The 12520-nt window shown below is 62.6% G+C and carries 14 protein-coding genes; 12 read left to right on the forward strand and 2 right to left on the reverse strand.

The annotated features are described in order from the left end of the window. The first annotated feature begins 52 nt into the window (after nt 1-52). From B059_RS0117545 to clsB, 8 genes are all read left to right on the forward strand, one after another. Complete coding sequence (locus tag B059_RS0117545) at nt 53-2011, forward strand: TonB-dependent receptor plug domain-containing protein (protein ID WP_245538823.1); 1959 nt, start codon at nt 53-55, stop codon at nt 2009-2011. Between the two features lie 112 nt (nt 2012-2123). After that, the gene (locus B059_RS0117550; RefSeq protein ID WP_018079536.1) at nt 2124-2396 is read left to right on the forward strand and encodes an FmdB family zinc ribbon protein; all 273 of its coding nucleotides are present in this window, start codon (nt 2124-2126) and stop codon (nt 2394-2396) included. Nucleotides 2397-2466: 70 nt separating this feature from the next. Next, a complete protein-coding gene (locus B059_RS0117555; protein WP_026177621.1) occupies nt 2467-3069 on the forward strand; it encodes a DUF502 domain-containing protein in 603 nt (200 codons plus the stop codon). Between the two features lie 27 nt (nt 3070-3096). Next, nucleotides 3097-4890 carry an aspartate--tRNA ligase gene (gene aspS, locus B059_RS0117560; RefSeq protein ID WP_018079537.1) on the forward strand — a complete coding sequence of 598 codons (1794 nt, stop codon included), beginning with the start codon at nt 3097-3099 and terminating at the stop codon, nt 4888-4890. A 191-nt stretch (nt 4891-5081) separates the two neighbouring features. After that, nucleotides 5082-5387, forward strand: coding sequence for a DUF2322 family protein (locus B059_RS0117565; RefSeq protein ID WP_018079538.1), 306 nt, complete (start codon nt 5082-5084; stop codon nt 5385-5387). Beyond that, nucleotides 5384-5824: a dihydroneopterin triphosphate diphosphatase gene (gene nudB, locus B059_RS0117570; RefSeq protein ID WP_018079539.1), complete on the forward strand. Its 441-nt coding sequence runs from the start codon at nt 5384-5386 to the stop codon at nt 5822-5824. Before B059_RS0117565 ends, nudB begins: the two co-directional genes overlap by 4 nt. An 8-nt stretch (nt 5825-5832) precedes the next feature. Then, nucleotides 5833-6588, forward strand: coding sequence for an endonuclease/exonuclease/phosphatase family protein (locus B059_RS0117575; RefSeq protein WP_018079540.1), 756 nt, complete (start codon nt 5833-5835; stop codon nt 6586-6588). Then, nucleotides 6585-7778: a cardiolipin synthase ClsB gene (gene clsB / locus B059_RS0117580; RefSeq protein ID WP_018079541.1), complete on the forward strand. Its 1194-nt coding sequence runs from the start codon at nt 6585-6587 to the stop codon at nt 7776-7778. Before B059_RS0117575 ends, clsB begins: the two co-directional genes overlap by 4 nt. Nucleotides 7779-7853: 75 nt before the next feature. On the opposite strand, the gene ypfJ is transcribed toward clsB, so the two are convergent. Beyond that, complete coding sequence (gene ypfJ / locus B059_RS0117585; RefSeq protein WP_018079542.1) at nt 7854-8708, reverse strand: KPN_02809 family neutral zinc metallopeptidase; 855 nt, start codon at nt 8706-8708, stop codon at nt 7854-7856. A 334-nt stretch (nt 8709-9042) separates the two neighbouring features. On the opposite strand from ypfJ, the gene B059_RS0117590 reads away from it, so the two are divergent. From B059_RS0117590 to B059_RS0117605, 4 genes are all read left to right on the forward strand, one after another. Further along, nucleotides 9043-10065, forward strand: coding sequence for a porin (locus B059_RS0117590; RefSeq protein ID WP_018079543.1), 1023 nt, complete (start codon nt 9043-9045; stop codon nt 10063-10065). A 161-nt stretch (nt 10066-10226) separates the two neighbouring features. Beyond that, nucleotides 10227-10523 carry a hypothetical protein gene (locus tag B059_RS0117595; protein WP_026177624.1) on the forward strand — a complete coding sequence of 99 codons (297 nt, stop codon included), beginning with the start codon at nt 10227-10229 and terminating at the stop codon, nt 10521-10523. Then, nucleotides 10520-10894: an HVO_A0114 family putative DNA-binding protein gene (locus B059_RS0117600; protein WP_018079545.1), complete on the forward strand. Its 375-nt coding sequence runs from the start codon at nt 10520-10522 to the stop codon at nt 10892-10894. The genes B059_RS0117595 and B059_RS0117600 overlap by 4 nt, the downstream gene beginning before the upstream one ends. Nucleotides 10895-11055: 161 nt before the next feature. Beyond that, nucleotides 11056-12285 carry a tetratricopeptide repeat protein gene (locus B059_RS0117605; RefSeq protein WP_018079546.1) on the forward strand — a complete coding sequence of 410 codons (1230 nt, stop codon included), beginning with the start codon at nt 11056-11058 and terminating at the stop codon, nt 12283-12285. On the opposite strand, the gene B059_RS20555 is transcribed toward B059_RS0117605, so the two are convergent. Next, on the reverse strand, nt 12258-12520 hold a 263-nt coding region (locus tag B059_RS20555; RefSeq protein ID WP_157273760.1), incomplete at its 5' end, for an IS30 family transposase. The genes B059_RS0117605 and B059_RS20555 overlap by 28 nt on opposite strands.

Below are 12520 nucleotides of genomic sequence, written 5' to 3' on the forward strand. Positions count from 1 at the left end.
TCATAATAAACGGGGCGGAGAGGGGGCGGCGTGCACGGCGCGCCGACATAGGGTGAACGATAAACAACACACGGCATCGGGCGCGTTGGGCGTCGCGCTTCTGCTCGGCGGAGGCTTGCTGTCGCCTGTCATGGCACGGGCGGAGATCACCGAATCCGATTTCCTCAACGACGTGCCGGTGGTGTTGTCGGCGTCGCGCCTGTCGCAGCCGGTGGGCGAGGCGCCTGCGGCCGTCACCGTCATCGACCAGGCCATGATCCGCGCCTCGGGCTTTCGCGACATTCCCGATTTGTTCCGCCTGGTGCCGGGTTTCAGCGTGGCCTATACCCGCGACAACACCTGGGGCGTCGGCTATCACGGGCTGGCCGACGCCTTTTCCCGGCGGATGCAGGTGCTGATCGACGGGCGCTCGGTCTATACCGCTGCATTCGGCGAGGTGCCCTGGTCATCGCTTCCGCTGTCGATCGAGGATATCGAGCGCATCGAGGTGGTACGTGGCCCCAATTCGGCAACCTATGGGTCGAATGCCTTTTTCGGCATCATCAGCATCATCACCAAAGATGCCGCCCAGGTGCCGGGTAACCATCTCTCGGTGCAGGTCGGCGGGCAGGGCATGCGCGGCGCCATGTTCCGCCATGGGGGCGGCAAGGATGACCTGCGCTACCGGCTGACCGTGTCGGACCAGCGGCGCGACCGCTTCGATAGCCAGATGGAAAAAACGGCCACCCGCCACATGGATTTAAGGGCGGATTATCGTTTGTCGCCGACGGATGAAATAAGCACCACGTTTGCCTTGAGCCGCGGCGACTGGCGCCAGGGGGTGGTGGAAAACGAGGATTTTGTCGACCCGGTGCGGCGTCTGGATACCGGCACGGAACATTTTCAGCTGAAGTTCCGGCGCGTGCTCGACCCGGAAAACGAATGGTCGCTGCAGTTCTATCACGCGCGCGTCCGCAAGGAGGACGATTTTGTCGTGCCGACCCCTTTTGGCCTGGTGCCAGTGGATTACGGCTACACCCAGTGGCGGGAAGACATCGAGTTTCAGATGATATCGCGGGCAAGCGAACGCCTGCGTCTGGTATGGGGTGCCGAAGCGCGCTGGGAAGGCGTGAAGTCGCCAGCGTATTTTTACAATAAGGATGCGCGTGCCGGCGCGCTGTATCGCCTGTTCGGCAACGCCGAGTGGCGCCCTGTTCCGGACTGGATGATCCATGCGGGCGCCCTGGCCGAGCATCATTACCTGAGCGGTTTCGATGTGTCGCCCCGCCTGGCGGTGAATTTCCTCCAGTCCGCCGATCATGCCTTCCGTGCATCCATCACCCAGGCCTATCGATCCCCCACTTTTTTCGAGGCTGAGGGAGACCTGCGCTTCTTTACCGTAAATGGAAATCAGGTTGACCGTGTGTTTGCGCCTGCGGACGGCCTGCAGCCCGAACGGATTCTGTCCCGGGAAGTGGGCTACATCGGACACGTCCGGCCTTTGCGCTTGCAGTTCGATGTCCGCCTGTTTGACGACAAGGTCCGGCGAATGATGGGTTCGCTGGATATTGGCGATGATCCGGGGGCGGTCTTTCCCAAGCTGTTTCAGGCCAGCAACCAGCATAGCGTCGATATCCGGGGCGCTGACGTTCAATTGCGCTGGACGCCGCAACGCTGGCTCGACCTGGTCATGTCCTACGCACGCGTAAAGATCGAAGCGGAGGAAAAGGATATTGCGCACTCTGCGCCGACCCATAACTTTTCTGCACTGGGAATATTCAAGCTTGCCGACGGCTGGGAGACCAGTGTCGGGGTTTACCGGGTGGGCGCCATGTACTGGCTGGGCGACGGCGACATCACGAAGGCGTTTACCCGGGTCGACGCGCGCCTGGCCAGGCGCTGGAAAACAGCGGGACATCAGATGGAACTGGCCCTGGTCGGCCAGAACCTGGGTGGCAGGCGCTACGAGGAGTTTCGCAATGACAACCTGTTTGGCCGGCGAGCCTATCTGAGCCTCATGTTCGACTGGTAAGGAAACCCCGGGGCCGGTCACGGATTCCGTTCAAGGATGCGGCATTGAACTGGCGAAGACCAGCCTCATATTCGGTATAATTCCGCAACTTCTTGATTTATCGGAGCGAATCATGCCGATTTATGCCTACAAATGTGCGTCCTGCGGTTTTTCGCAGGACGAAATGCAAAAAATGTCCGACGCGCCGCTGACGGATTGCCCGTCGTGCGGCAAGGCCGCCTACGCCAAGCAGCTCACGGCGGCAGGCTTCGCCCTGAAGGGGACCGGCTGGTATGCCACCGATTTCAAGGGTGGCGGTAGCAAACCGGCCGAAACGAAGCCCGAAACGCAGCCTGAAGCGCCCGCGCCAGCCTGCGGCACGGGCGCCTGTCCGGCGTGTAACTGACGGGGCCGGATGTGCCGGGAAGCGGGCGGTGCGAGCCGCCCGCTTCTTCGTTTTTGACTGATTGGAACGAATGAAACGCTATTTCATTACCGGTCTGCTGATCTGGGTGCCCCTGGGGATCACCCTGTGGGTGCTCGACCTGTTGATCGGCACCATGGATCAGAGCCTGATGGTGCTGCCTGCCGAATGGCTGCCCGAAGCCTGGCTGGGGATGCGAATTCCCGGTCTCGGCGTGATCCTGACGCTGCTGGTCATCGTGCTGACCGGCATGTTCGGCGCCAATTTCGTCGGCCAGAAGATCGTCGACTTCTGGGAGCGGCAATTGATCCGCATCCCGGTGGTGAAAACCATCTACGGCAGCGTCAAGCAGGTATCCGACACCATCCTGTCGGGCAGCGGCCATGCCTTTCGCAAGGTATTGCTGGTGCGCTACCCGCATCCGCAGGCATGGTCGCTGGCGTTTCAGACCAATCTTCCGGACGAGGTGGCGCGCATGCTGCCGGAGGAGCACGTGGCGGTATTCATTCCCACCACGCCGAGCCCGGTGAACGGCTTTTATTTTTACGTGAAAAAGAGCGAGGTTGTCGAACTGGATATGTCGGTCGACCGCGCATTGAAATACATCGTCTCGATGGGCGTCGCTTCGAGTGAAGCACGCCCCGGCACTAAATAGGCCAGGCTTTCAATTAGGAAAAAGCACATGCGTACTCATTACTGCGGCGCCGTCAGCGCCGCCGACATCGGCAACAGCGTCACCCTGTGCGGCTGGGCGCACCGCCGGCGCGATCACGGCGGGGTGATCTTCATCGACCTGCGCGACCGCGAAGGCATGATGCAGGTGGTGATCGATCCCGATACGCCGGAAGCGTTCAAGCTGGCCGAGGAGGTGCGTTCCGAGTTTGTGCTGAAGATCGAGGGCCTGGTGCGGCCGCGCCCCGCCGGTACCGAAAACCCCAACATGCCGACTGGCATGGTCGAGCTGCTGACCAAAAAGCTGGAAGTGCTGAATCCCTCGCTGACGCCGCCGTTCCAGATCGACGACGACACCATCAACGAGAACATCCGCCTGCAGTACCGCTACCTCGACCTGCGCCGCGAGCCGATGCAGAAGAACCTGCGTCTGCGCTACCGCGTCTCCAAACTGATGCGCGACTACCTCGACGCGCACGGCTTCATGGAAGTCGAAACCCCGATGCTGACGCGCTCCACGCCGGAAGGCGCGCGCGACTATCTGGTGCCCTCCCGTGTGCACGACGGCATGTTCTACGCGCTGCCGCAGTCGCCGCAGCTGTTCAAGCAGCTCTTGATGGTGGCCGGCGTCGACCGTTATTTCCAGATCACCAAGTGCTTCCGTGACGAGGACCTGCGCGCCGACCGCCAGCCCGAATTCACCCAGGTCGACCTCGAAACCTCGTTCATGGGCGAAGAGGAGATCATGGGTCTGGTCGAGGGCATGATCCGCGACATGATGAAGCGTGCGCAGGATATCGACCTGCCCGCCGCCTTCCCGCGCATGAGCTACGCTGAAGCGATGAACCGCTACGGTTCCGACAAGCCCGACCTGCGGGTGACGCTGGAAATCGTCGACGTCGGCGACGCGATGCAGGATGTGGCCTTCAAGGTGTTCTCCGGCCCGGCCAACGACCCGAAAGGTCGCGTCGCCGCGCTGCGCATCCCCGGCGGCGCGGCCTTGAGCCGCAGCGAGATCGACGGCTACACCGAGTTCGTCAAGATCTACGGCGCCAAGGGGCTGGCCTACATCAAGGTCAACGACGCCACGCAGCTGAACGAGGCCGGCCTGCAGTCGCCCATCGTCAAGAATCTTTCCGAAGCTGCCTTGCGTACGGTGATCGAACGTACCGGCGCTGCGAACGGCGACCTGGTTTTCTTCGGCGCGGATAAAGCCAAAGTGGTCAATGACGCCCTCGGCGCGCTGCGCCTGAAGATCGGTCACGAGAAAGGGCACCTCGACGGCCGCGCCTGGGCGCCATTGTGGGTGGTCGACTTCCCCATGTTCGAATACAACGAGGACGAGAACCGCTGGGACGCGCTGCACCATCCTTTCACCGCACCCAAGGACGGCCACGAGGAATGGCTTGCCACCGATCCCGGCAAGTGTCTCTCCAGGGCCTATGACATGGTGCTGAACGGCTGGGAAGTCGGCGGCGGCTCGGTGCGTATCCACCGCCAGGACGTGCAGGAGAAGGTGTTCGCCGCCTTGAACATCGGCGAGGCAGAGCGCCGTGAGAAGTTCGGCTTCCTGCTCGACGCGCTGCAGTACGGCGCGCCGCCGCACGGCGGCCTGGCGTTCGGGCTGGACAGGCTGGTGACGCTGATGACCGGCGCCGAATCGATCCGCGACGTCATCGCCTTCCCCAAGACCCAGCGCGCCTCCTGCCTGATGACCAACGCGCCCAACGTGGTTGACGAGAAGCAGCTGCGCGAGCTGCATATCCGGCTGCGCAACATCAATCCGGCGGACAAGGTGGCTTAATTTTTTTCATCCGCGAATACCCGAAGGGCATAAAGGACGCGAAGGGGCGCGAAGAAAACCTTGACTACATTGTCATTGCGAGCGCTCTGGCGGGCATAAACTCCGCGAAGCCATCACGGCACGAGAGCCGGCTCTGCCCTTCTTCGCGTCCTTTATGCCCTTCGGGTATTCGCGGACAAAAGGATTCCGAAATGAAATTCGCAGATACCCTGAAAACCCTGCCCGAGTTTGCCGGTGACAAGCTGGTACTGATCGATGCGGCCGGCGTCGAAATCGCGGCCATTGCCAATGCGCCCGGCAGCGCCGGATCGTTCCGCGTCTACGCCTATCTCGCGCAGCAGTATGGCGCGATCAACGCCGAGGCCGCTGCCGAGGGGCTGGCGATTTTCGCCGAGCATACCGAGGATGCCAGCATGCATCCCGGCAGGCATCCCAACATCGACCGCCTGATCGGCCTCATGGTCAGCGGCGAAACGCTTCACGCCCGCATCGAGTGATCGCACACAAGATTCCCGTTTCGGTACTGGTCGTCATCCATACGGCTGACGGCCAGGTGCTGCTGATGGAGCGCGCCGATGCGCCGGGCTACTGGCAGTCGGTCACCGGTTCGCAGGACGCCGGCGAGACGCTCATGGAGACCGCGCTGCGCGAGGTGCGCGAGGAGACCGGGCTCGACGCCGCAGTTTTCGCGCTGGCGCCGTGGGGCATCGAGACCCGCTACGAGATTTACCCTCGCTGGCGCCACCGCTACGCGCCCGGCGTCACCCACAACACCGAGCACGTGTTCGGCATGAAACTCCCGGCGCCGCGGCCAGTCATACTCTCGCCGCACGAACATCTGAATTATGTCTGGCTGCCGTGGGAAGCAGCGGCGGCGCGCTGCTTTTCGTCGAGCAACGCGGCGGCGATTCGCCAGCTTCCCGCACGCTTATAATGGAACTTATGGACGCATCGCTCAACGTCGCCAGCTACAACATCCACAAGGGCCTGTCGCAGTTCAACCGGCGCCTGACCGTGCACGAGATGCGCGAGCGCCTCGGCGCGCTGGGCACCGACATCGTGTTCCTGCAGGAGGTGCAGCACAGCCACAGCCAGCGCGCCAGCCGCTTCCAGCACTGGCCGAGCCAGCCGCAACACGAATTCCTTGCCGGCCACATCTACACCGAGTTTGCCTACGGCAAGAACTGCGTCTATGACACCGGCCATCACGGCAATGCCATCCTATCGCGCCACAAGATCCTGTCGTGGGAGAACGAGGACATCTCGGCCCACGCGTACGAGAGCCGCGGCATGCTGCATTGCGAGATCGAAGTCCCGGGCATCGCCAGCCCGGTGCACTGCATCAACGTGCACCTGGCGCTCAACGAGGGCGGGCGCCGCCGCCAGCTGGCGCAGATCGCTGCGCGTGTGCATAAGATGGTGCCCGACGGCGCGCCACTGATCCTCGCCGGCGACTTCAACGACTGGCGGATGCGCGCGTGCACCTTCTTCAAGGGGGAGCTCGGGCTGGCCGAAGTGTTCGAGACGCACCACGGCAAGCCGGCACGCAGCTATCCGTCCATCCTCCCCATGTTCCAGCTGGACCGCATCTACGTGCGAGGCTTCAGCATCGACACGGCGCACGTCCACACCGGCAACGCCTGGCACCGCATTTCCGATCACGCCGCGCTGAGCGCCAAACTGCACCTGGCTGGATGACCGCACGCAAGCGGTTGCGTGCGCTGTTTTTTCGCGGCGTCGGGCTGGAGCCCGGTAACCGGCTACGGCTGCTGCAAAGCGGCGCCGAATTCTTTCCGGCGCTGATCGCGGCGATCGATGTAGCGCACGCTGAAGTTCATCTCGAAACCTATATTTTCAGTTCCGACCCGACTGCCGGGACGGTGCGCGATGCCCTGATGCGCGCCGCGCAGCGCGGCGTGCAGGTGCGCCTGCTGATCGACGGCGTGGGCTCGCGCGAGTTGCCGGCCGCCTGGCTGGCTGCGCTCGAAACGGCAGGCGTCAGCGTGCGGGTCTATCGTCCGCTGGTGAACGGCTGGCGCGCCAATCCCAAGAGTCTGCGGCGGCTGCACCGCAAACTGGCGGTGATCGATGCGCGCATCGCCTTCATTGGCGGCATGAACCTGATCGACGATTACGAGCCGGTACGCTTCGCCGAGCCACGGCTTGATTACAGCGTCGAGGTGCAGGGGCCGCTGATCGTGCGAATCCACCAGAGTGCGCGCCACCTGTGGCGGCTGGTGGCGCTGACGCAGTTGCAGCCCGACGAGCGCAAGCCGCCGCCGCTCGATCCGTCGTGGCCCACCGATGGCCGCGTGCGCGCCGCCTTCGTGGTGCGCGACAACCTGCTCCACCGCCGCGACATCGAGCGCAGCTATCTCGCCGCGCTGGCGCTGGCGCATGAAAGCATCCTCATCGCCAACGCCTATTTCCTGCCGGGAAACCGTTTTCGCAGGCTGCTGAAAAAAGCCGTCGCGCGCGGCGTGCGGGTGCAGCTGCTGATGCAGGGACATACCGACCACCGCTTCTATCAGACCGCTTCGCGTGCGCTATACAACGACCTGCTTACGGCCGGGGTGATGATCTACGAATACCAGGCCAGTGAATTGCACGCCAAGGCGGCGGTGGTCGACGGCCACTGGGCAACCGTGGGTTCCAGCAACATCGATCCCTTCAGCCTGTTGCTGGCGCGCGAGGCGAACATCGTCGTCGACGACGCGGCCTTTGCCCGCGACCTGCGGCAGCGGCTGCAGCAGGCCATCACCTGGTCCACTCCGCTCGATCCCGCCGACTGGCGGCGCCGTTCCTGGCCGCAGCGCACGCTGTCGCGGCTGGCCTACGGCATCGTGCGCCTGTTGCTGGGGCTGACCGGGATGGGGCGCAGGGTGTGAGGAGGCCGGCGCCCCGCTGCGAACCGGTGGCGGGATGACCGCAGCAGGGCCGCGCAGACCCGCAAGGAATCCTCCCTACAGCTGCGCCGGCTTGAAGGTGTCGCACTGCCCAGGATCGCCGTGCTGCATGCCGCGCTTGAACCAGCGCATGCGCTGTTCCGACGAGCCGTGGGTGAAGGATTCCGGCACCACGAATCCGCGCGCCTGTTTCTGCAGACGGTCGTCGCCGACCCCGGCGGCGGCCGCCAGCGCCTCCTCGGTATCGCCGGGCTCCAGGATCTGCCGCTGCTTGTTGGCGTGGTGCGCCCATACCCCGGCAAAGCAGTCGGCCTGCAACTCCATCCGCACCTGCAGCGCGTTGCCTTCGGTCTGGCTGGCGCGGCTGCGCGCCGCGTGCACCTGTTCCGATACGCCCAAGAGCGTCAGCACATGGTGCCCCACCTCATGCGCCACCACGTAGGCCTGCGCGAAGTCGCCCGGCGCATCATGGCGCTGCGCCAGATCGTTGAAGAAGCTCATGTCGAGATACAGCTTCTGATCGCCCGGGCAGTAGAACGGCCCCATCGCCGCCTCGGCGAAACCGCACGCCGATTGCACCGCGCCGGAAAACAGCACCAGCTTCGGCTGCTGGTAGCGCTGGCCCGAGCCCTGGAATAGCGTGCCCCACACGTCTTCCGTGTCCGCCAGCACCACCGACATGAATTCCTTCAGCCTTTCCTCTTCCGGGCTGAACGTGGCCGGCTGTTCATCCTGCGCCGGCGCCAGCGTGCCCGCCTGGTTCAGCACCACCGCCGGGTCCATCCCGAAATACATCGCCACCAGCGCAAGCACGATCGCCCCGATACCGCCGCCGGCGATCCCCTTGCCGCTTACGCGGATGCCGCGCCGGTCTTCGATGTTGTCGCTGCGTCGTCCGCGTTCCCAGCGCATGGGGGCTCCCTTCAATGCCATTCGTTAGATCGTGCCATTCTAGCCATGCTGCGAGTGTATGCGGTGTCATACAAAGCTGATTCCACGGCCACGGGAGTTCGAAACCTCGTAACAAACGGACAGCGCTGCGGCCTGTTCCGCAGCGCTGTCCGTTGCGTTGGTGCAACAAAACAACACTTTCCCCCGGCTGTTGCAGAAAAAACAACAGGTTTCCTTGCTGCCCGGCTCCGGGTCTGGATAATCGACCACGTCCAACAAGCACATCCGTGTGGGACAGCTCTGCAGAGCTTGAAACCATAACTGGTTTTTATTTTTACTTTCTTAGGAGAAAGCAATGAAAAAATCCCTGATCGCCCTGGCTGTTGCCGGCGTCGTTTCCGCTCCCGCTTTCGCGGCCACCAGCAACGTCGACGTGTACGGCAAGCTGCACGTGTCCGCGTCGCTTTTCGATGACCAGGCTGCGGGTGTCGAAGATCTGCAAATTTCCTCCAACGCCAGCCGCATCGGCTTCAAGGGTTCCGAAGACCTGGGCGGCGGCCTGGCCGCCATCTGGCAGATCGAGACCGGCATCAACATTGACGAGGCGAACGGCAGCTGGGCTTCGCGCAACGTCTTCGTCGGCCTGAAGAGCGACGCCATGGGCACCGTGATGATCGGCAACTACGACACCCCGCTGAAACTGATCGGCCGCAGCGTCGACCTGTTCGGCGACACCATGGCCGACTCGCGCAACGTGACCGGTGTCGATTCCGACACCCGCGGCAAGAACTCGGTGACCTACATGTCGCCCAGCTTCAGCGGCCTGGCCTTCGCCGCCCAGTACAGCAACGCAGCGGAGCTCGCCGCCACCACCACCAGCGGCACCGCTGGCGATATGTCCGACGACTCCTTCTGGAGCCTGAACGGCACCTACACCAACGGCCCCCTGTTCGTGGGCCTGGGCTATAGCGACGGCGACGCGCTCGAAACCCGCGGTGTCGACAAAGAGTGGCGTGTGGCTGCCGGCTACAGCTTCGGCAACTTCAAGGTGGTCGGCCAGTACGACAAGTCGGACGGCGAAACCAGCCTCGACGCGGACTTCGATTCCTGGATGCTGGGCGCGGCCTACACCATGGGCAACGTGGTGCTGAAGGCCAACTACATGGACGGCGACGTCGACGGCAGCTCCCCGGATCCCAAGCAGTGGACCATTGGCGCCGACTACAACCTGTCCAAGCGCACCTCGGTCTACGCCCTGTACGCTGACGGCGAAAATGTCTCCTTCGGCAGCGGCGCCGGCGGCAGCGACCGTATCGGTTCGGGTGTTGCTGATGGCGACGTTTCCGTCTTCTCGCTGGGCATGATCCACACCTTCTAATTCAACGCCGGGGCAACCCGGTTCGAACGACGAAGTCGAAACGGGCTCCCGCGGGGGCCCGTTTTTTTATGCCTGTCGGTTAAGGGCGGTGCTCGGCTTCGTGGGCTTGGGGCGTGGTTGGTGAAAGCGTACGTCCTGCCACAGGTGTGACATAATTGATCATGTCTGCGAGAAAGATAATCGACGAAACCCACACGATTGCAGAAAAGCGTGGCAATGGTTTGCTGCGACGGGAAGTATGGGTGAATGAGCCGGGAGCAGTGGTCCGCTATAACCTCGCGTATATCAACCATCATTTGCATCATGGTGACAGCGGACGGGTGGTGGGCTATGACAATCAGCAGGGATATCACCACCGACATTATTTTGGAGTGGTTGAAGCGGTCGATTTTGTCAGTTTCGAGGATATCGAGAACCGGTTTGAGTGCGACTGGCTGGCGTTGAGGAAAAAATCATGAGCAAACTCATTGTTAAAACTGCGACGGAAACCGACTTTTTCCAACGTGGAAAGAAAATTGCAAAGCGTGCGGATCAGGGCAAGCGTTTGCCCGTGGAACGGGTGATCAGCTTTGAGGACCCGGCTGAGGTATTGGGTTTGCTGACCCCGGGGCGGCTGGCGCTGTTCCGGGCGGTAAAAGACGAACCCGCTTCAATAACGGCATTGGCAACCCGTTTGCATCGCGACCGCAGCGCTGTGAAAAGAGATGTGAGCGCACTGGAACACGCGGGGCTTGTCAGTGTGGAAACGTGCACCCATCCTGGGCACGGCAGAATGAAGGAAGTTCGGGCGCTGGCCGAGCATTTTGTGCTGGAGGCGCGTGTGGCGTGAACCGAAGAAACTCAGGGTTGCGATGAACCTTTTTTATCGGGCGTAAGAGGAGGCGTGGCGGTACTATCCTGAACTTTTCGCGCTTTCTACCTGTTGTTTTCATACTCCCAACGATGCCCAGCCCTCATTCCCCCTTCCCGTCCCCCGATTTACAGCAGTCCTTGCAACGGGCGCTCGAATACCGCAAGGGCGGCCGCCTTGCCGAGGCCGAGGCGTTTTACCGGCAGATCCTCGGCCGGTTTCCGCAGCAGCCTGACGTGCTTGGGCAATTGGGGGAGCTGAAGATGCAGCAGGACGATTGCCTCGGCGCGCTGCCTCTGTTGGAACAGGCGCGCCGGCTGGCGCCTGGCAATCCGCAGCACTGGCTGGCGCTGACGCAGTGCCTGCTGGATCTGGATCGTGCGAAAGAGGCGAAAAAAGTGATGATGGAGGCAATCGGCAAAGGCCTGCGCCATCCGCAGGCAGATGAACTGCTCAGGCAGGCGCGCTCGGGGAAAAAGAAAAAACCCGGGAAGCCCGTTCCGCTGAACGAGGCGCTGCGTCAGCTCGAAGCCCTGTTGCAAGCGGGCCGCTGGGCCGATCTGGAAAAACTGGGCCGGGAGCTGCAACGTCGTCATGCCAAAGTGCCCCAGATTTGGTATTTGCAGGGCATGGCGGCGTTGCTCCAGGGGCATCTGCAGGATGCGGTATTGCCGCTCAGGCGCGCGGTGGGGCTCGATCCCGGCATGGCGCCGGCGCAGTTCAATCTCGGCTATGCACTGGAAGGCCTGGGCCGTCTGGAGGAAGCGCTGGCGGCTTATCGGAAGGCGGCAGCCGTTGCGCCGCGGCTGGCGGAAGCGCACAACAACCAGGGCAATGTGCTGAAGAAGCTGCAACGCCACGACGAGGCGCTGTCAGCCTACGACAGGGCGCTGGCGCTGCGCCCCGAAATCGCCGAATACCACGGCAACCGGGGGGATACCCTGCTGGTTCTTGGGCGGCTGGACGCGGCGCTGGCGGCCTATGAGACCGCGATCGGGCTCAAGCCAGGTTTCGCCGAAGGCCACGCCAATCTCGGCTTCGTTCTGCATCAACTGGGGCGCAACGAGGCGTCTGCCCAGGCTTTCCAGTGCGCAATCGACATCAGGCCGGATTACTTCGAGGCCTATCAGGGCATGGGCCACACCCTGCGACGGCTCGACCGCCATGCAGACGCGGTAGAAGCCTATCGCCATGCAGCGGAACTCAGGCCTGCCGATGCCGTGGCGCACAAGGATCTGGGCAAGGGGCTCAAGAAGGCGGCCCGTTACGAAGCAGCCATATCCGCATTACGGCGGGCGCTGGAATTGAAACCGGATTATGCGGCCGCAATCAATCGGCGGATTCAACCGATCGACGCAACGGATTGGTGAAATCGTTCGGCGGGTGTTGCGTAGTTTAGTGTTTTCCTAGGGCGCTCATTCAATTTCCTCGCGATGGCATTGAGCTTGGCTTGCGAGTAGGTCGAAATATCGGTTCCCTTGGGGAAATACTGTCGCAGTAGCCCATTCGTATTTTCATTGGTTCCACGCTGCCAAGGACTCCGAGGGTCACAGAAATAGACCTGTATGTCCGTCGCCAACGTAAAGCGCTTGTGTCCGGCCATCT

Origin of the sequence: Thiobacillus denitrificans DSM 12475 (assembly GCF_000376425.1) — a bacterium.
GTDB classification, from domain to species: Bacteria; Pseudomonadota; Gammaproteobacteria; order Burkholderiales; family Thiobacillaceae; genus Thiobacillus; species Thiobacillus denitrificans.

Excerpts from the sequence above, each read along its gene's own strand:
- B059_RS0117550 (WP_018079536.1), top strand. The coding sequence starts at position 2,124 with ATGCCGATTTATGCCTACAAATGTGCGTCCTGCGGTTTTTCGCAGGAC.
- B059_RS0117600 (WP_018079545.1), top strand. The coding sequence starts at position 10,520 with ATGAGCAAACTCATTGTTAAAACTGCGACGGAAACCGACTTTTTCCAA.
- clsB (WP_018079541.1), top strand. The coding sequence starts at position 6,585 with ATGACCGCACGCAAGCGGTTGCGTGCGCTGTTTTTTCGCGGCGTCGGG.
- B059_RS0117575 (WP_018079540.1), top strand. The coding sequence starts at position 5,833 with ATGGACGCATCGCTCAACGTCGCCAGCTACAACATCCACAAGGGCCTG.
- B059_RS0117565 (WP_018079538.1), top strand. The coding sequence starts at position 5,082 with ATGAAATTCGCAGATACCCTGAAAACCCTGCCCGAGTTTGCCGGTGAC.
- ypfJ (WP_018079542.1), bottom strand. The coding sequence starts at position 8,708 with ATGCGCTGGGAACGCGGACGACGCAGCGACAACATCGAAGACCGGCGC.
- B059_RS0117590 (WP_018079543.1), top strand. The coding sequence starts at position 9,043 with ATGAAAAAATCCCTGATCGCCCTGGCTGTTGCCGGCGTCGTTTCCGCT.
- B059_RS0117555 (WP_026177621.1), top strand. The coding sequence starts at position 2,467 with ATGAAACGCTATTTCATTACCGGTCTGCTGATCTGGGTGCCCCTGGGG.
- aspS (WP_018079537.1), top strand. The coding sequence starts at position 3,097 with ATGCGTACTCATTACTGCGGCGCCGTCAGCGCCGCCGACATCGGCAAC.
- B059_RS0117595 (WP_026177624.1), top strand. The coding sequence starts at position 10,227 with ATGTCTGCGAGAAAGATAATCGACGAAACCCACACGATTGCAGAAAAG.